This is a genomic window from Brenneria uluponensis, assembly GCF_032395385.1.
GTDB classification, from domain to species: domain Bacteria; phylum Pseudomonadota; class Gammaproteobacteria; order Enterobacterales; family Enterobacteriaceae; genus Prodigiosinella; species Prodigiosinella aquatilis.
In genome coordinates, this window is record NZ_CP135917.1 from 755,904 (window position 1) to 773,766 (window position 17,863).

Below are 17,863 nucleotides of genomic sequence, written 5' to 3' on the forward strand. Positions count from 1 at the left end.
AATTATGTTTGAACCTATGGAATTAACCAATGACGCGGTGATTAAAGTCATCGGCGTTGGTGGCGGTGGCGGTAACGCTGTCGAACACATGGTGCGTGAACGCATTGAAGGTGTTGAATTCTTTGCGGTAAACACCGATGCACAGGCACTGCGCAAAACCGCGGTAGGTCAGACCATTCAGATCGGTAGTGGTATTACCAAAGGTCTGGGGGCTGGCGCAAACCCGGAAGTGGGACGCAATTCAGCAGAAGAAGATCGTGAAGCACTGCGCACTGCGCTGGAAGGTGCGGATATGGTATTCATCGCTGCTGGCATGGGGGGGGGGACGGGTACTGGTGCCGCTCCTGTCGTGGCCGAAGTGGCAAAAGATTTGGGCATTCTTACGGTTGCGGTGGTTACCAAACCGTTTAATTTTGAAGGTAAAAAGCGGATGGCTTTTGCCGAGCAAGGGATTGCAGAGTTGTCCAAACATGTGGACTCTTTGATTACGATTCCAAATGACAAATTGTTGAAAGTGCTGGGGCGTGGTATTTCGCTGCTGGACGCTTTTGGTGCGGCAAACGACGTATTGAAAGGCGCGGTACAGGGGATCGCTGAGCTGATTACTCGTCCGGGTTTGATGAATGTGGACTTTGCAGACGTGCGTACCGTGATGTCTGAAATGGGTTATGCCATGATGGGGTCAGGTGTCGCTCGTGGTGAAGATCGTGCTGAAGAAGCGGCTGAGATGGCAATTTCCAGTCCGTTGCTGGAGGATATTGATCTGTCTGGCGCGCGTGGTGTGCTGGTTAACATCACTGCCGGTTTCGATCTGCGTCTGGATGAATTTGAAACTGTTGGTAATACCATTCGCGCATTTGCATCTGACAATGCAACTGTGGTTATCGGTACATCGTTGGATCCAGATATGAACGATGAACTGCGTGTAACGGTTGTTGCTACCGGTATCGGTATGGATAAGCGTCCAGAAATTACGTTGGTTACGAATAAACAAAGCAGTCAACCTGTCATGGATCACCGTTACCAGCAACATGGTATGACACCGTTGACGCAGGAGAAACCAGCCGCGAAAGTGGTGAATGATCCGAATACTCAGACTAATAAAGAGCCTGATTATCTGGATATTCCCGCCTTCTTGCGTAAGCAGGCTGATTAATCTGACCGTAAGGTTGGCATCTCCGCTCTTTGTGCTAAACTGTGCCGTCGGCCTTTGTATAAACTAAGGCCGTAGGTTCAGATAATTGCGAGATAAAACGATGATCAAACAACGAACTTTAAAGCGTATTGTACAGGCGACAGGGGTCGGTTTGCATACCGGCAAGAAAGTCACCTTGACTATGCGCCCTGCACCGGCTAATACCGGGGTCATCTATCGCCGTACTGACTTGAATCCACCGGTTGATTTTCCGGCTGACGCAAAATCAGTGCGTGATACCATGCTTTGTACTTGCTTGGTTAATGAGCATGATGTTCGTATTTCTACAGTAGAACATCTGAATGCCGCGCTCGCTGGCTTGGGCATTGATAACATTGTTATTGATGTTGATGCACCTGAAATTCCAATCATGGATGGCAGCGCCAGTCCATTTGTTTATTTACTGTTGGATGCGGGTATTGAAGAGCTGAACTGTGCTAAAAAGTTCGTTCGCATCAAACAGCCTGTGCGTGTTGAAGACGGTGATAAATGGGCTGAGTTGACACCATTTAATGGTTTTAGCTTGGATTTTACCATCGATTTTAATCACCCAGCGATTGATGCCGGTTCTCAGCGTTATTGTCTGGATTTTTCCGCTGATGCTTTTGTTCGTCAGATCAGCAGGGCACGCACGTTTGGCTTTATGCGTGATATTGAATATCTGCAGTCTCGAGGGTTGTGCCTGGGCGGCAGTTTCGATTGCGCTATCGTCGTTGATGATTATCGTGTCTTAAATGAAGACGGTTTGCGTTTTGATGATGAATTTGTCCGTCACAAAATGTTAGACGCGATTGGTGATTTGTTTATGTGTGGTCATAACATCATCGGTGCATTCACGGCATTTAAGTCAGGTCACGCGCTTAACAACAAGCTGTTGCAAGCTGTGCTGGCGAAACAGGAAGCATGGGAATATGTCACCTTTGAAAACGAGGCTGAAATGCCTTTGGCTTTCAAAGCACCTTCTACTGTGTTGGCCTGATAGCCAAAGATTCTGATTACTGCTACGACTGGTTTTTGCTGGTACTCTCTCCGGCCAGCGATGCCAGTCGTTCTAACACTCGTTTTAATCCCTCTGGACTTTGATTTGCCAATCCCTTCAACATATCAGCACTTTGTGGACTCAGTTTTCTTAATGCCGTCGTAGATGATCCCTCTGTGTGTGGTGATGCTTCTTTTCTCTCGTTTTCATACGCTTTTGCGGCCATCTCTGGATTAATCCTGATGTCGATCGCAGCTAATGATGGTAGTATTTGTGCACGTAGTGCAGAGAGTAGCGTTGGCTGTTCATAACGTAACCGCATCATCCAACTGGCATTAGCGGTTTCAAGCACTAACAGATTGTGTCGGTAATTGGCGACCCGGCACCAGGGGTGCAGTTGTGTCGGTAATAGTGCGCTAACGGCCCGATTAAGTTTTAATAATGCGATAGCGCGTTGCTGGATATCCCGTAGTGGACTATTTTTCGCATCCGATGCGCTATCGAAAAGATATTCCAATGAATGTGGGCGGCTATCACGCATAACGCAGGCTCCGACGGACAGTAAACTTGTGATTGGTATTCTAAATCGTTGGCGACAATTTGGTAGGCGTTATTTCTGGCCGCATCTTCTGTTGGGGATGGTCGCGGCGAGTCTTGGTTTGCCTAACAGTCTGGGAGAATCGCAGAATCCGTCGTCACTATCAAATTCCTCTTCGGCAATAAGCCGCCAGAATTCGGTTTCTTTTGATTTTACTGACCTTGTGGCGTTGAAGGATTCACACCGCCGTTCATCGTTTAGCGTTGATTACTGGCATCGACATGCCATACGCACGGTGATTCGCCATTTGTCTTTTGCACTGACTATTCCCCAGTCAAGTAATTTTGTGCCGTCTGAATCTCCGTCTACTGTACACCATCAGGTATTACTTGAGACACTGAATGCACTGTTGACGCATGAAGTCAAACCGCTAACGTTGTCTGTTGCGGCGGAATATCATTTCCCTCTCCCTTCTGTTATTCATCAGCCCGGACTCTGGTTGGCTCAGACTCAGGGTATTCGAGCGGGTCCTTGTGCGTAACGCCGATAACGTTAACGCTATAGCGACGAGTTATAGTTTCCTGAAATTTTCTGATGTTATGCCATTACTGAAAGAATGGCATTGTTGAGATTAAAATTACTATGTTAATGAAATTTTTAACCAAAGTTTTTGGTAGTCGTAACGATCGTACTTTGCGCCGTATGCGTAAAGTGGTGGATGTGATTAATCGTCTCGAGCCCGATATGGAAGCGCTTTCTGATGAGGCACTGAAAGCGAAAACCCAGGAATTCCGCGAACGTCTTAAAAATGGTGAGAAGTTAGAAGCATTGTTACCTGAATCTTTTGCGGTGGTGCGTGAAGCCAGTAAGCGTGTTTTTGGCATGCGTCATTTCGATGTGCAGTTAATGGGCGGGATAGTACTTAATGAGCGCTGCATTGCAGAAATGCGTACTGGTGAGGGTAAAACGCTAACTGCAACGCTACCGGCTTATCTGAATGCTTTGACCGGACGCGGTGTGCATGTTGTGACGGTGAATGATTATCTGGCGCAGCGTGATGCTGAGAATAACCGCCCGCTGTTTGAATTTCTTGGCTTGACGGTGGGAATTAACCTGCCTGGCATGCCTGCTCCTGCGAAACGCGAAGCGTATGGTGCTGATATTACCTATGGTACCAATAATGAATACGGCTTTGACTACCTGCGTGACAATATGGCTTTCAGCCCGGAAGAACGCGTACAGCGCCAGCTTTATTATGCGTTGGTGGATGAAGTTGACTCCATTCTGATCGATGAAGCCCGTACCCCGCTTATTATTTCCGGTCCGGCAGAAGACAGTTCCGAACTTTATATCCGCGTTAACAAAATCATTCCTTATTTGATTCGTCAAGAAAAGGAGGATTCAGACACTTTCCAGGGAGAAGGTCACTTCTCTGTAGATGAAAAAGCGCGTCAGGTTAACCTGACTGAGCGCGGTCTGGTGGTGATTGAAGAGTTGTTGGTGAAAGAAGGCATTATGGATGAGGGTGAGTCATTGTATTCACCGACCAATATTATGCTGATGCATCACATCACTGCTGCGTTGCGTGCACATGTACTATTCACCAAAGATGTTGATTATATTGTTAAAGATGATGAAGTAATCATCGTAGATGAGCATACGGGTCGTACAATGCAGGGGCGTCGTTGGTCTGATGGCTTACACCAGGCAGTGGAAGCGAAAGAGAATGTAACGATTCAGAATGAAAACCAGACACTGGCATCAATTACTTTCCAGAACTATTTCCGCCTGTATGAAAAACTGGCCGGGATGACGGGGACGGCGGATACCGAAGCGTTTGAATTCAGTTCTATTTATAAGTTGGACACTATTGTTGTCCCGACCAACCGTCCGATGATCCGTAAAGATCTACCTGATTTAGTGTACATGTCCGAACAGGAAAAAATTAACGCGATTATTGAAGATATCAAAGATCGTGCCGCCAATGGGCAGCCGATTTTGGTCGGCACTATTTCGATCGAAAAATCAGAAGTCGTATCACATGCACTGACGGCTGCGGGCATCAAGCACAGTGTATTGAACGCCAAGTTCCATGCAATGGAAGCGGATATTGTTGCTCAGGCGGGGCAGCCTGGTGCCGTAACGATTGCTACTAATATGGCTGGGCGCGGTACAGACATTGTGTTGGGGGGGAGCTGGCAGGCGGAAATCGCACATCTGGAAGCCCCGGATGAAGAGCAGATCGCGGTCATTAAAGCTGCCTGGCAGAAAAGGCATGATGCGGTGCTGGCGTCAGGTGGTCTGCATATCATTGGTACCGAACGCCATGAGTCCCGTCGAATTGACAACCAACTGCGTGGCCGTTCTGGTCGCCAGGGCGATGCTGGTTCCTCTCGCTTCTATCTGTCGATGGAAGATGCACTAATGCGTATCTTTGCCTCTGATCGTGTTTCCAACATGATGCGTAAGCTGGGTATGAAAGAAGGCGAGTCCATTGAGCACCCATGGGTGACCAAAGCGATTGCCAATGCACAACGTAAAGTCGAAAGTCGTAACTTTGATATTCGTAAGCAGTTGCTGGAGTACGATGATGTGGCCAACGATCAGCGCCGGGCCATCTACAGTCAACGCAATGAATTACTTGATGTTTCTGATATCAGTGAGACGATTAACAGTATTCGTGAGGATGTATTCAAGGCCACGCTTGATAGCTATATTCCGCCACAGTCGCTGGAGGAAATGTGGGATATCGCCGGGCTGCAACGACGCCTGATCGCTGATTTTGATCTGGACCTGCCGATTAGCGAGTGGCTGGATAAAGAGCCTGAGCTGCATGAAGAGACGCTTCGCGAGCGTATTTATGAACAGGCGGTGGAAGTTTATCATCAGAAAGAAGAGGTCGTGGGCAGTGAGGTGATACATAACTTTGAGAAAGGTGTGATGTTACAAACGCTGGACTCATTGTGGAAAGAGCATTTGGCGGCGATGGACTATCTGCGTCAGGGAATTCATCTCCGTGGTTACGCCCAGAAAGATCCTAAACAGGAATATAAACGCGAGTCGTTTTCCATGTTTGCGGCTATGCTGGAATCGCTGAAATATGAAGTGATAAGCACCTTGAGTAAAGTTCAGGTGAGAATGCCAGAAGAGATAGAAGCGCTGGAACAGCAACGCCGTGAAGAGGCTGAACGCCTGGCTCGTCAGCAGCAATTAAGTCATCAGGATGATGTCACTGCGGGTATTCCTATTCATGTCGATCGTAAAATTGGCCGCAATGATCCGTGCCCGTGCGGCTCTGGCAAAAAATATAAGCAATGCCACGGTCGTATTCAGAAATAAGACTGGTTTGTTCGGTATAAGATGAAAGGCGGTCAATAACCCGAGCCTGAACACTCGGACATGTTATTTCGGTGAGCATGAGGATGGCGTGCCTGAGGGGACGCTTCTCCTCGTGTCAGACTAGAATATTCAGGTGTCTTGGTTGACAGGCATGATGAGTTAATGACCGTGTTTACGTGATGGAAGATATGATGACGCAAAAACCTTTATCCGTTGCGGTGGGGATTATTCGCAATACCCAACGGCAGTTTTTTATCGCTTGTCGGCCCGCCGGTGTTCATATGGCGGGTATGTGGGAATTTCCGGGAGGAAAGGTCGAGCTGGGGGAAACACCGGATCAGGCATTAATCCGGGAACTGTGTGAAGAAACCGGAATTGAAGCTATTGACCCACAACCACTGGACAGCAAAACATTTTCTATTGGTGATCGCCTGATTACATTGCATTTTTTCCTGGTGGAGAACTGGCAGGGTGAGCCTTATGGTCGGGAAGGTCAGCCGTCACGTTGGTTGTCTGCAGAGGAACTAAGAGAAGATGAATTTCCACCAGCAAATGCAGAGATGATCCGCTGGTTGAAAACGCACTAAGTCGCTGAGATTCCCACCACCAGATTAGTCTTTCTGTTCGCTCCAGTTTTCATTCTCAGAAATGTCTTCATTACTGGGAATGTATTTCTCTTCATCTGCCCATTCTCCAAGATCGATAAGTTGGCAGCGTTTGCTGCAGAAAGGGCGATAAGGGCTTTGTTTGCCCCAGACTACCAGTTTGGCGCAGGTCGGGCATTTTACTGTGGTGATATTGTCATCCATTGTTTTCTCCTAACAGCAGGCCAGTTCAAACAGCAAACGTGGCGGAATTTGTCCATGTTCGCTATCCAATGGTAAGAAGCGAATGGCATAACGAGTTTTGTGACCAGAAATTTGTGGGTAGAGTTGGCTCTTCAGCTCTATACGTAAACGCAGCAAATCGGTATCGGCGGCGTTGCCCTGATAAAAACCGTTCAGACTGGTTTGCGGACGAAATATTCCAGAGTAGCGGATCAGTTCCAGAATCATATCCAGTGAGTGTTTCAACGGAGAAAGTGAACTCATCCAGTCAGATATCTGGCTAGTCTTCTGCTCTTGCAACTGATGCAGCCAGATATGCAGAGTAGGTAAATCGAAGCTGCAACAACCACCGGGAATACTGAGCCGCTGACGCACCATGCCGATGAGACGGTCTTCCCGTAAGCCTTGTCCCATCCGAGGGGCTGATACCAGGTTGGTGGACTGTTGTTTCAGGTTTTGTCGTAGAGTATTAATGCGCTCCATATCGACACCAGGTACTTCACTCCACTGCAATAGCTTATGTTGTTGGCGTTCTAGCTCTTTCAGTAATTCAGGCCGAGGATCGCCACGCTCAAGAATATCCAGCATATCCGCGATGGCACGGAAGAATGTCAGTGCAGTTCCGATATCGTTCAGTGCATGATTGTCACACATCTGCTGTAGTAAAAACTCAATGCGTAACCAGGTGCGCATTTTCTCGTTTAGTGGATATTCAAATAAAATCGTTGATGAAACATCACTCATTATTAGTAATCCTGTCTGTTGCTGCCAACTCAAGATAACGTTGATGTAAAGCAGCAATGCGCGGAGCGAGATCGCTCGGGCTACCGTTATTGTCAATGATATCATTGGCACAAGCCAGGCGCTGTTCCCGTGTCGCCTGGGATGACAGTATATTTTTCGCTTGCTGGCGACTGATTCCATCGCGGGCAAGAGTGCGTTCCAACTGGATTTCCGGGGAGACATCCACGACCAGAATGCGTTGTGCTCGCTGCTGTAAATTATTCTCGATTAAAAGAGGGACAACCCATAAGACGTAGGGACCAGGCGCAATCTGTAGCTGGCGTTGTGTTTCTGCGCTGATCAGTGGGTGGAGCAAGTTGTTCAGCCACTGTTTGTCTTCTGGAGCCGAGAAAATACGTTCACGCAGTGCGGCGCGGTTGAGAGTACCATCAGTGTTAAGTATGGCAGTACCATATTTTTGTACAATTTTTTTCAGTGCCGGTTTACCCGGCTCAACAATCTGGCGGGCAATAATGTCCGCATCAATGGTGGTTATCCCCAATTTGGAGAAGCCCTCCGCTACTGTACTTTTACCGCTACCAATACCGCCAGTTAAGGCTACGATGTATGTCATTGTGTCAATCTGAAAAAAACGAAGTGAATTTACCGGATTCTAGCCCAAATAAAGGTAAATTCGCAGTCTTGCCGCAGGATTATTCATGCGTATGATAACGTCACTGGATATGGCACTTAATCACGACGATTATTTTCTTTGCAAATTTTCGCCGCTAACCAGGATGTATCTCATGCGTATTGAAGAAGATTTAAAGTTAGGTTTTAAAGACGTTCTTATTCGTCCGAAACGTTCTACCTTAAAAAGCCGCGCTGAAGTGGAGCTGGCACGTCAATTTACTTTTCTCCACGCAGGATGCGACTGGTCCGGTGTACCGGTTATTGCCGCCAATATGGACACCGTAGGTACATTTCGCATGGCTCAGGTATTGGCGACATTTGATGTCTTAACTGCCGTGCATAAGCATTATTCCCTGGAGCAATGGCAACAGTTTGTCAAAGACTCTTCTGCTTCCGTGTTGCGTCATGTAATGGTTTCCACTGGTACATCCGATAATGATTTTTCCAAAATGAAACAGATTTTGGCGTTGTCACCAGAACTGAAATTTATCTGCATTGATGTAGCCAATGGTTATTCCGAGCATTTCGTTACGTTCCTGCAAAAGGCGCGTGAAGCTTGTCCGGATAAAGTGATTTGTGCGGGCAATGTCGTGACCGGGGAGATGGTGGAAGAGCTTATCCTGTCTGGCGCGGATATTGTTAAAGTTGGTATCGGGCCTGGTTCCGTGTGTACGACACGCCTGAAAACTGGCGTGGGATACCCGCAGCTTTCTGCTGTTATTGAATGCGCGGATGCAGCACACGGATTGGGTGGGCAAATTGTCAGTGATGGGGGATGTGCTTCTCCTGGGGATGTAGCCAAAGCCTTTGGCGGCGGAGCAGATTTCGTGATGTTGGGAGGCATGCTGGCTGCACATGATGAATGTGAGGGGACGGTGGTGGAAGAGAATGGTGAGAAGCAAATGCTGTTTTACGGCATGAGTTCAACATCGGCCATGCAACGTCATGTCGGTGGTGTAGCGGAATATCGTGCAGCAGAGGGAAAAACCGTGAAGCTACCGCTGCGTGGGCCGGTAGAAAATACTGTACGTGATATCCTCGGTGGATTACGTTCAGCTTGTACCTATGTTGGCGCCTCTCGTCTGAAAGAGCTGACCAAACGCACGACCTTTATCCGGGTAGTAGAACAAGAGAACCGTATTTTTAATCAGTAGTTACTGATGCTGGCTGGCTCAGGCTCCAGCCAGCACATTGCCCAGATGGAATATCGGCAGGTACATGGCGACAACCAGTGTGCCAACCATTCCACCTACAATGACGAGTAATATGGGTTCCAGTGTTTGCGTTAGCGTTTCGGCAAACTGTTGGGTATGACGTTCGTACCATTTGGCCAATTGGGCAAACAGATTATCCAGTGCCCCGGTTTCTTCACCCACACGGATTAATTGCTGACAGGGGGCCGGGAACAGAAAAGAATCGTCGATTGCTTCACCCAGTGGTATTCCCTGCTGTATTTGCGACTGAATGTGCTGCAATGCATGTCGGTATATCCGATTGTTGAGACCGGAAGCCGCGGCCAATCCGGAAGGGAGCGAAACACCAGCATATTGTGTCATAGCCAGTGTATGAAAAATCTGACTTAGGCAGTTTCCTCGTATGATTTTTGAAACAACTGGCAGTTTCAACCACAGCCGTTGCTCCCGAGTTTTCCAGACACTATTCCGTTGACGCAGATGGATATAGATCGAGGAAACAAGAAACAGGATGAGGATACCGGAAACACTATAGTGTGTTATCAGATCAGACAATGTCAGCAGTGTCCGGGTAAACCAGGGCAAGGGCGCATCAAAAGAGGCATAAAGCTGGGCGAACTCAGGCAATACCTGCGTCATCATTAACAAACTGACTGCTATACCCACGGCAATAACAAAGCAAGGATAACGCAGTGCTTTGGCGACTTTTTGTCCTAGTTCCTGTTGTGTTTCCTGATATTGCGCCAGTTGCAGACAGCATTCATCCAATTTCCCTGTTAGTTCTCCAACTGTAATTAATGAGTAGCAAATAACGGGAAATATCATGGGGTAACTACGCAATGTTTCAGAGAGTGTCTTACCCTGAGAAATCTGTACGCCAATATCTTGTAACAGGCAACGCCATCCTGGACGTTCGTGCTGTTCGGCAATCAGTGTCAGTGCATTCAATAGCGGTAATCCTGCCTGTAGCAGAGTCGCTAACTGGCGGATAATGGCGGTTAGCTCAGTAGTGCGCCAGTAGTGTCTGGTCAGGTATTGGCCGATTTTCACCCGTAAAGGTTGATACCCCAGTTCAATCAGATAGTCATAAATCTGCTGTTGCTGAAAACCAATACGTTCACCATAACAAAGTTCTCCATCTGTAGTGATTGCCTGCCAATAGTACAGTTTTTGTAACCTCATGTTTTCCCCTTAATTTGTAATATCACCTATGACCCGATAGACTTCTTCTTGAGAGGTAACACCTTCATTAACCAGAGATAATCCGGCAGATAGTAACGAAGGGAATACAGTTGAAGAGGCGTGGGCGGCTTGTTGGACCGGGATGTCTTCTGCTAATGCCTGCTGCATGTCAGGTGTGATAACCAACAATTCGTAAATGGCTGCACGGCCGTAATAACCGGAGAAACAGTGGTTGCATCCTTGGGCTGTCCAGCGGTGTAACGAGCCTTGCCAGAGATGTGGTGGTAAAGATAGTTCTGGTGTTGTGGACGTGCGGCAGTAAGGACACAACCGACGAACCAGACGCTGAGAGATGATCAGTCTTAGCGCTGCGGCTAATAAATAGCCGGGAATGCCCAATTGTCTTAGCCGAGTAAGTGTTTCAGCGGCTGAGTTAGTGTGCAAGGTGGATAGCACTAAGTGCCCGGTTTGTGCCGCATTCACTGCTATTTCGGCTGTTTCGGCATCACGGATTTCACCGACCATAATCACATCTGGATCTTGTCGCAACAGCGCCCGCAATACTCGCCCAAAGCTCAGGTTATTCTTGGTGTTTATCGCTGTTTGATTAATGCCCGTAAGTGGTATTTCCACGGGGTCTTCCACACTGCATATATTACGACTGGTGTCGTTGAGCCAGCGAATGGCGCTGTAGAGTGTAAAGGTTTTCCCACTGCCAGTGGGGCCAGTCACTAAAATCATGCCCTGAGGCAACTGAAGTGTTTTCATAAATTGTTGTAATGCCACCGGAGAGAGCCCCAGCGTTTCCAGTGTAAGTGCGTGCTGATGGGTCTGTAGTACCCGGAGCACCACTTTTTCGCCTTCCTGCACCGGCAACGTGGCGATACGAAATGAGTAGGATTGTTGATCCAGTGACAGACTGAATTGCCCATCCTGAGGCAGTCGTCGTTCTGCAATATTCAGTTTCCCCATAATCTTGAGCCTTGCAGTGATACGCGGGGACAGTTCAGCAGCAACTGATGGAACTTCTTGCAATACACCATCGATGCGCAACCGAACACGATAGCCAGACGTCAGTGGTTCAAAATGGATATCGGATGCGCGTCGCTGTATTGCCAACTTCAGGGTTTGGTTGATGAATTGCACTACTGGTGCATCTTCACCGTCGTCTATTGTGTTTGGCGCTGCCTGATGCTGTTGTACATTTTCTGTCTCCTGATGAGGGTTCAGATGTTGCTCTAATCTGGCTACAGGCCACTGCTCAATCAATACATGTCGGTTGCTGGCAAAACGCAGAGCAGAAATTAACTCTTTCGATTCAGTACCGTTGATGGCGATGGATAAGGTCTGATCATCCATGTCCAGCAATAGCGCATGGTAGCGGTGGCATAGGGATGATAGTTCTTTGGACAGGTCATTATTCATCATGGTCAGCCTGCCGTATTATCAAAGCGGAACACATCCTGACAGGCTTGGCGCAAGCTCTCCGCGTCGGCATCAGTCTGGCAGTCCCTTGTCCAATGTGATGCACCAGTTTGCACATCCAGACTGGGCGTCATTACAACGCGTAATCCTTGCAGTGTTGACTGCCCCGTCAGGGAAATCGTCCCTTGACTGACGGTAGATGCACTGACGTAGCGGGAGGTTGTCGCTGTCGGTATCCCCTGACTGCCAGCGTTACAAGTAGCAAAGCTAGCGTTGCTCAGACCACAGAGATCGATGGTGGTTTTGTAGGAAACCATGGTCTGGAGCATGTCTGTCATGGCGGCTTTTTGCAGATAGCCCTGATAAGCGGGAATGCCCAGAGAACTGAGTATGGCGATGATCACAATGACCACCATCAGCTCGATTAGCGTAAATCCATGCTGTTTCACGATATCAATCCTTGCTGTGACGGGTGGCGGCAGGATAGCGTTGCTGGTGTAACTTCGTCGATGTGGTGAAATCAGATCAGGAACTGTGCTCGGGGAAATTTTTGAGGATTACGTTGAATAACGATTTTTTTGCGTAGTCGGTTACAGTTTTGTCTGGTGTGGCAGTAGGAAAAACCCGGCAATGCCGGGCTCGATTCAGTTTAAACGCATAGAGAGATCCAGTGCATGGACATGTTTAGTTAACGCACCAACCGAGATGTAATCGACACCGGTTTCGGCATAGTCCCGTAACGTTTTCAAGGTGACATTACCGGAAACTTCCAGCAGAACCCGCCCTTGAGCAAGCCGTACTGCCTCACGGATTTTTTCCAGACTGAAGTTATCCAGCATCACGATATCCGCACCTGCATCCAGTGCTTGTTGTAGTTCATCGAGGGTTTCCACTTCCACTTCAACCGGGACATCGCTGCGTAGCTGGAACGCCTGCTCTACCGCCTGCCTGATAGATCCGGCGGCAATAATATGGTTTTCCTTGATCAGGAAGGCATCAGATAATCCCAGGCGATGATTGCTGCCGCCGCCGCATAAAACCGCATATTTCAATGCTGTTCGTAATCCGGGCAGCGTTTTGCGGGTATCCAGCAACTGAGCGTGAGTTCCTGCCAGCAACTTCACATATCGGCTGACTTCTGTGGCGATGCCGGACAGTGTCTGCAGAAAATTAAGTGCGGTACGTTCTCCAGTTAAAAGTTGACGCGACGGCCCTTGCAAGCGGCACAGTGGCTGATTTTCCGTCAGCAGTGAGCCATCTTTCACATACCATTCCACACTGACCTGATCGCCAAGCTGGTGGAAGACTTCTTCCAACCAGTGTTGCCCGCAGAAGATACCGGCTTCACGAGTGATAATGACGGCGGTTGCTGATTTGTCATCTGGCAGTAGTAGGGCAGTGATATCTTGTTGTACATCAACCTCACCACCCAAATCTTCGCATAACGCCAGACGAACGCAGACCGGAATATCATTCTCAATGCGTTTTAACAACATTGCCTGGCGTTGTTCCTGACTATAACGACGAGTAGTCATCGTATAAAAACTCCGAGAGGGATCCGGAGGCTTATGCTACCTTGTTTATGCAATGACATCCAATTTGAATGTTTTTATAATTCAAAATGTTACTTGTTATTCTGGGCGGTTCACGCAGATATCGCCAGTATGAAGGATAATGCGAAGCGCGGGTTGTCAGCCATCAAACATGACCTCATCCGTTTGCTGGAGCCGTTAAGGATAGGGCATCACAATCGAATTTAATGATAGGATAATCAATAATAGCTTTATATCCAGCCGGTTAGTCTGGTTTCTGGAAACGTGCTACTCTTTTTGCCGAGATCGTGCGGCAGTGTAATAGACCGAGATCGATCTTCTCGTGGTGCATTGATGTAAGGGTTCTGCTGATGAGATTGGAGAATGGCTGGTTATCAGGGGTCACGCGTGTTCCGTCTCCCTATCATGATGATCGGCCGGAGAATGAACTACCTTCCTTGCTGGTGGTACATAATATTAGTCTTCCGCCTGGTGAGTTTGGCGGCCCTTATATTGATCAATTATTTACCGGCACGCTGGATGCAGCTGCACATCCCTATTTTGCGGATATTTGTCATCTGCACGTCTCTGCCCATTGTTTGATTCGCCGCGATGGTAGCATTGTTCAGTATGTGTCGTTTGATAAACGGGCTTGGCACGCGGGTGTTTCACACTTTGAAGGGCGTGAGCGTTGTAATGATTTTTCCATCGGTATTGAGCTGGAAGGAACCGATACGCTACCTTTTACCACCGAACAGTATTCTCAATTGGCGACAATGACTCGCCTGTTGTGCCGCGCTTATCCGATTACGCCATCACGCATTACCGGGCACAGTGATATTGCTCCCGGACGCAAAACCGATCCTGGCCCGGCCTTTGACTGGGATTTTTTCCAGCATTTGTGGCAGGCTCACCTGGATTAAGAAGGGAGTAACAACAGATGACGCTGTTTACATTATTATTGGGGTTAGGGTGGGAGCGCTTGTTTAAACAAGGTGAACACTGGCAGTTGGATCATCATTTGGAAGTGTTGTTCCGCCACCTTTCACCTCCCACATTGTTTCAGACAATTACGCTGACCTGTTTCAGTATGGGTGCAGTGGCGTTGGTATTGTGGTTTTTCAGCGGACTCTTGTTTGGTGTGATTTTGCTTCTGTTATGGATTGCGATTTGTCTGCTTTGCATTGGCGCCGGTGAAGTAAGGCAGCATTATCATCGTTACCTGCAGGCTGCGGATCGCGGTGAAGCCGATGCTTGCCGGGAGATGGAGGCGGAATTGTCATTAATACATGGCTTGCCGGTGGAAAGTGGTGAGCATGAACGGCTGAAGGAGTTACAAAACGCGCTGCTGTGGATTAATTTTCGCTTTTATCTGGCACCAATATTCTGGTTTATCGTGGCGGGCCCATATGGACCGGTAGCGCTGGTGGGATACTCTTTTTTGCGAGCCAGACAAGCTTGCCTGGCTCGGCACCATACGCCACTGGACCGTGCCCGTTCAGGCGTGGATTCGCTGCTTCACTGGCTCGATTGGATCCCGGTCCGATTGGCTGGCGTGGCTTATGCATTGCTCGGACATGGTGAAAAAGCATTACCCGCATGGTTTGCTGCGCTAGGGGATTTCCATAGCTCGCAATATTGGGTATTAACCCAGTTGGCCCAGTTCTCACTGGCCCGAGAACCTCATGTTGATCAAGTCGAAGCACCAAAAGCGGCGGTTACTCTGGCGAAGAAAGTGACGCTGGCGATTGTGGTTGTCGTGTCGTTGCTGACTATTTACGGTGCGTTGGTGTAATCATTGTTCCGCCGGCGGTATGCCGAAATCTGGCATACCATCGGCACTCCAGTTGAAGGTTTTGATACGCGTATGTCGGTTCGGATCCCACAAGGGGTCGCCCTCAATTTCCGTATAGTTACGTGCATGATAAACCAGCACGTCCTCACCATTTTCTGCCGTGGTAAAGCTGTTATGCCCCGGACCATACTGCTGATGTAGCCAGTGTGTGGTAAATACCGGATGCGCCGATTTTGACCAGTTGGTTGGGCGCATGGGATCCGCGTCGGCGTCAATCCACAATAATCCCATGCAGTAGTTTTCATCAGTCGCGCTGGCGGAATAGCTGACAAACAGTTTGTCGCCGTGGCGGATCACTGCCGGACCTTCGTTAACGCTGAACCCGACGCACTCCCACGGGTACTGTGGGTGGCTGAGCATTACCGGTGGGGTTTTTAGTGTCCAGGGATTTTCCAGTTCCGCTAAATAGAGATTGGAGTTACCGGGAATCAGCGGATCTTTCTGCGCCCATAAGTACCAGTTTTTACCCTGATGCTGAAAAACGGTGGCATCAAGGGCAAAGCTATCGATAGGGGTACGGATCTGCCCACGCTCATACCAACAGCCGCTTAGCGGATCACTGTCATAACACTCAAGTGCAAACATGCGGTGCTGAAATAGCCCGTTTTTAATTGCTTTACTCGGTGCCGCGGCGAAATAGATTATCCAGCTACCATCGATAATATGCAGCTCCGGTGCCCAAATCAGTTCGCTCATCGGGCCGCTGTCCGGTTTGCGCCAGACCACTACCGGGGTAGCATTGCGCAGTCCGATCAGGGTGCTGGCGCGGCGAATTTCCAGCCGATCGTATTCGGGTACCGAGGCGGTAAAGTAGTAGTTATCGTTGTGGCGCAGAATAAAAGGATCAGCGCGCTGTTCAATTAGTGGATTAGGCCAGCTCTGGTTACTCATCACGCCACTCCTTTCGTTTTTACATCAAGATGTTTACCATCATGGTAGTCGCTTGGCTCCCGATGGTTCTCGCGTCGTTTGGCAAGATCGAGCTGAATGGTCTGCATCGTCTGGCGATCCACTTTCAGTAAACGAACCACTCCGGCGGTTATCAGGTAGCCGACGCCTGGGATCACGGTAAACAGCAGCACAATACCGTTAATCGCTGAGGCACTTTGCTGCTTTGCCCCGGCATCGTAGCCGTACCACGACAGCAGAAAACCTACCATGGCGCCGGCCACTGCCAGTCCCACCTTCAGGAAGAACAGATTGCCGGAGAAGCTGATGCCGGTAATACGCTTGCCGGTTTTCCATTCGCCATAGTCATCAACGTCAGCCATTAGCGACCAGTGCAGTGGCGACGGAATTTGGTGGAAGATATTTAGCAGGAAATACATCACCATAATTAATATCGTGGCGTGCGGGTCGAGAAAGTAGAAGCCGGTGGAGAAAGCTGCCAGCACGATATTGATCCAGAAAAATACTTTCAGTTTACACCAGTGGTCGGTAAGTGTTTTCGCCAGCGTACTGCCGATCATCATGCCCACTACGCCAAGACTGATAAACAGAGTGGCAAAGCTGGTCGATTGCTGCATAACCCAGATGACGTAATACATGGTGGCCGCCATGCGAATAAAGCCGGGGCAGACGTTGCAGAAGGTCAGCAGCAGGATACGTACCCACTGATCGTTTTTCCATGCGCCTTTTAAGTCGGCCTTTATATCATCATTACCCGGTACTGCCGGTGTAATACGTTCGCGTACCGTGGCAAAACTAAACAGAAACATAAACAGACCAATAGTGGCCAGCACGCCCATCGCCATCTGATAGCCGCGCGCTTTATTGTCACCGCCAAACCATTCTGCCAGCGGCAACAGCAATAGCGACAGAATCAGTGTGGCAATGCCGACCATCACAAAACGATAAGACTGACAGGAAACGCGCTCGCCGGGATCGTTGGTGATAACGCCGCCCAGTGAACAGTAAGGAATGTTAATCGCAGTATAGGCAAGCGACATCAGAAAGTAGGTGACAAAGGCATAGACCACTTTACTTTCATATCCCCAGTCCGGCGTGGTAAACATCAGCACGCTGAATATGACGTAAGGGACTGAAACCCATAATAACCATGGTCTAAAACGTCCCCAACGGCTACGCGTACGGTCGGCAATCGCGCCCATAATCGGATCGGTGATGGCATCTACTACCCGTACCGACAGTAGCAGGATGCCGACCATTGCCGGCGCCAGCCCGAAAATATCAGTGTAAAAGTAACTCAGGAATAACATGACGGCGCCGTTGATCATATTGCAACCCGCATCGCCCATGCCGTAGCCAATCTTCTCTTTAACTGAAAGTGCTGTAGTGCTCATCGTCTGTTCCCACCCCTGGATGATAATCCTGTGTAGTGGAAAACATTATTGATGCTTATGTCTTCATCTGCGCAGCAGG

At 48.8% G+C, this 17,863-nt stretch carries 18 protein-coding genes; 8 read left to right on the top strand and 10 right to left on the bottom strand.

The genetic code is table 11. The features are described from left to right. The first annotated feature begins 4 nt into the window (after window positions 1-4). Window positions 5-1,156, top strand: coding sequence for a cell division protein FtsZ (gene ftsZ / locus RS889_RS03540; protein WP_021017127.1), 1,152 nt, complete (start codon window positions 5-7; stop codon window positions 1,154-1,156). A 100-nt stretch (window positions 1,157-1,256) separates the two neighbouring features. Beyond that, entirely contained in the window at window positions 1,257-2,174 is a 918-nt protein-coding gene (gene lpxC, locus RS889_RS03545) for a UDP-3-O-acyl-N-acetylglucosamine deacetylase (protein WP_315709323.1), read from the top strand. 22 nt (window positions 2,175-2,196) lie between these two features. On the opposite strand, the gene RS889_RS03550 is transcribed toward lpxC, so the two are convergent. Next, complete coding sequence (locus RS889_RS03550) at window positions 2,197-2,715, bottom strand: DUF721 domain-containing protein (protein ID WP_315709325.1); 519 nt, start codon at window positions 2,713-2,715, stop codon at window positions 2,197-2,199. 28 nt (window positions 2,716-2,743) lie between these two features. On the opposite strand from RS889_RS03550, the gene secM reads away from it, so the two are divergent. The 3 genes from secM to mutT all read left to right on the top strand — a co-directional run bounded on the left by secM (window position 2,744) and on the right by mutT (window position 6,638). Continuing rightward, a complete protein-coding gene (gene secM / locus RS889_RS03555) occupies window positions 2,744-3,253 on the top strand; it encodes a secA translation cis-regulator SecM (protein ID WP_021017124.1) in 510 nt (169 codons plus the stop codon). 101 nt (window positions 3,254-3,354) lie between these two features. Then, window positions 3,355-6,051, top strand: coding sequence for a preprotein translocase subunit SecA (gene secA / locus RS889_RS03560; RefSeq protein WP_315709328.1), 2,697 nt, complete (start codon window positions 3,355-3,357; stop codon window positions 6,049-6,051). A gap of 191 nt (window positions 6,052-6,242) precedes the next feature. Then, window positions 6,243-6,638 (top strand): 8-oxo-dGTP diphosphatase MutT, encoded by a 396-nt coding sequence (gene mutT, locus RS889_RS03565; protein WP_021017122.1) that lies wholly within the window; start codon window positions 6,243-6,245, stop codon window positions 6,636-6,638. A gap of 24 nt (window positions 6,639-6,662) precedes the next feature. Here mutT and yacG read toward each other — a convergent pair whose 3' ends face one another. From yacG to coaE, 3 genes are read right to left on the bottom strand one after another with little or no spacing between them, the layout of a single operon-like run. Then, the gene (gene yacG, locus RS889_RS03570; protein ID WP_021017121.1) at window positions 6,663-6,860 is read right to left on the bottom strand and encodes a DNA gyrase inhibitor YacG; all 198 of its coding nucleotides are present in this window, start codon (window positions 6,858-6,860) and stop codon (window positions 6,663-6,665) included. 9 nt (window positions 6,861-6,869) lie between these two features. Next, the gene (gene zapD, locus RS889_RS03575; protein WP_315709330.1) at window positions 6,870-7,622 is read right to left on the bottom strand and encodes a cell division protein ZapD; all 753 of its coding nucleotides are present in this window, start codon (window positions 7,620-7,622) and stop codon (window positions 6,870-6,872) included. After that, window positions 7,615-8,235, bottom strand: a complete 621-nt coding sequence (coaE, locus tag RS889_RS03580; RefSeq protein ID WP_315709332.1) for a dephospho-CoA kinase — start codon at window positions 8,233-8,235, stop codon at window positions 7,615-7,617. Before coaE ends, zapD begins: the two co-directional genes overlap by 8 nt. Window positions 8,236-8,407: 172 nt before the next feature. Between coaE and RS889_RS03585 the strand changes: the two genes are divergently transcribed. After that, a complete protein-coding gene (locus RS889_RS03585) occupies window positions 8,408-9,448 on the top strand; it encodes a GMP reductase (protein WP_037382437.1) in 1,041 nt (346 codons plus the stop codon). An 18-nt stretch (window positions 9,449-9,466) separates the two neighbouring features. On the opposite strand, the gene hofC is transcribed toward RS889_RS03585, so the two are convergent. The 4 genes from hofC to nadC form a co-directional block, all read right to left on the bottom strand. Next, window positions 9,467-10,669, bottom strand: coding sequence for a protein transport protein HofC (gene hofC / locus RS889_RS03590; protein ID WP_315709333.1), 1,203 nt, complete (start codon window positions 10,667-10,669; stop codon window positions 9,467-9,469). Window positions 10,670-10,678: 9 nt separating this feature from the next. Further along, on the bottom strand, window positions 10,679-12,097 hold the full coding sequence (gene gspE, locus RS889_RS03595) for a type II secretion system protein GspE (RefSeq protein ID WP_315709335.1): 1,419 nt from the start codon (window positions 12,095-12,097) through the stop codon (window positions 10,679-10,681). 2 nt (window positions 12,098-12,099) lie between these two features. Continuing rightward, window positions 12,100-12,546 (bottom strand): prepilin peptidase-dependent pilin, encoded by a 447-nt coding sequence (ppdD, locus tag RS889_RS03600; protein WP_315710907.1) that lies wholly within the window; start codon window positions 12,544-12,546, stop codon window positions 12,100-12,102. Between the two features lie 192 nt (window positions 12,547-12,738). Further along, the gene (nadC, locus tag RS889_RS03605; RefSeq protein ID WP_315709337.1) at window positions 12,739-13,629 is read right to left on the bottom strand and encodes a carboxylating nicotinate-nucleotide diphosphorylase; all 891 of its coding nucleotides are present in this window, start codon (window positions 13,627-13,629) and stop codon (window positions 12,739-12,741) included. Window positions 13,630-13,997: 368 nt separating this feature from the next. Between nadC and ampD the strand changes: the two genes are divergently transcribed. Continuing rightward, window positions 13,998-14,549, top strand: a complete 552-nt coding sequence (gene ampD / locus RS889_RS03610; protein ID WP_021017113.1) for a 1,6-anhydro-N-acetylmuramyl-L-alanine amidase AmpD — start codon at window positions 13,998-14,000, stop codon at window positions 14,547-14,549. A 17-nt stretch (window positions 14,550-14,566) separates the two neighbouring features. After that, on the top strand, window positions 14,567-15,421 hold the full coding sequence (ampE, locus tag RS889_RS03615; protein WP_021017112.1) for a beta-lactamase regulator AmpE: 855 nt from the start codon (window positions 14,567-14,569) through the stop codon (window positions 15,419-15,421). Here the strand turns inward: ampE and RS889_RS03620 are convergent, their stop codons facing one another. Together RS889_RS03620 and RS889_RS03625 are read right to left on the bottom strand one after the other, a co-directional pair. Further along, on the bottom strand, window positions 15,422-16,372 hold the full coding sequence (locus tag RS889_RS03620; RefSeq protein ID WP_021017111.1) for a glycoside hydrolase family 43 protein: 951 nt from the start codon (window positions 16,370-16,372) through the stop codon (window positions 15,422-15,424). Continuing rightward, window positions 16,372-17,784 carry a glycoside-pentoside-hexuronide (GPH):cation symporter gene (locus RS889_RS03625; protein WP_021017110.1) on the bottom strand — a complete coding sequence of 471 codons (1,413 nt, stop codon included), beginning with the start codon at window positions 17,782-17,784 and terminating at the stop codon, window positions 16,372-16,374. Before RS889_RS03625 ends, RS889_RS03620 begins: the two co-directional genes overlap by 1 nt. Window positions 17,785-17,863: the final 79 nt, after the last annotated feature.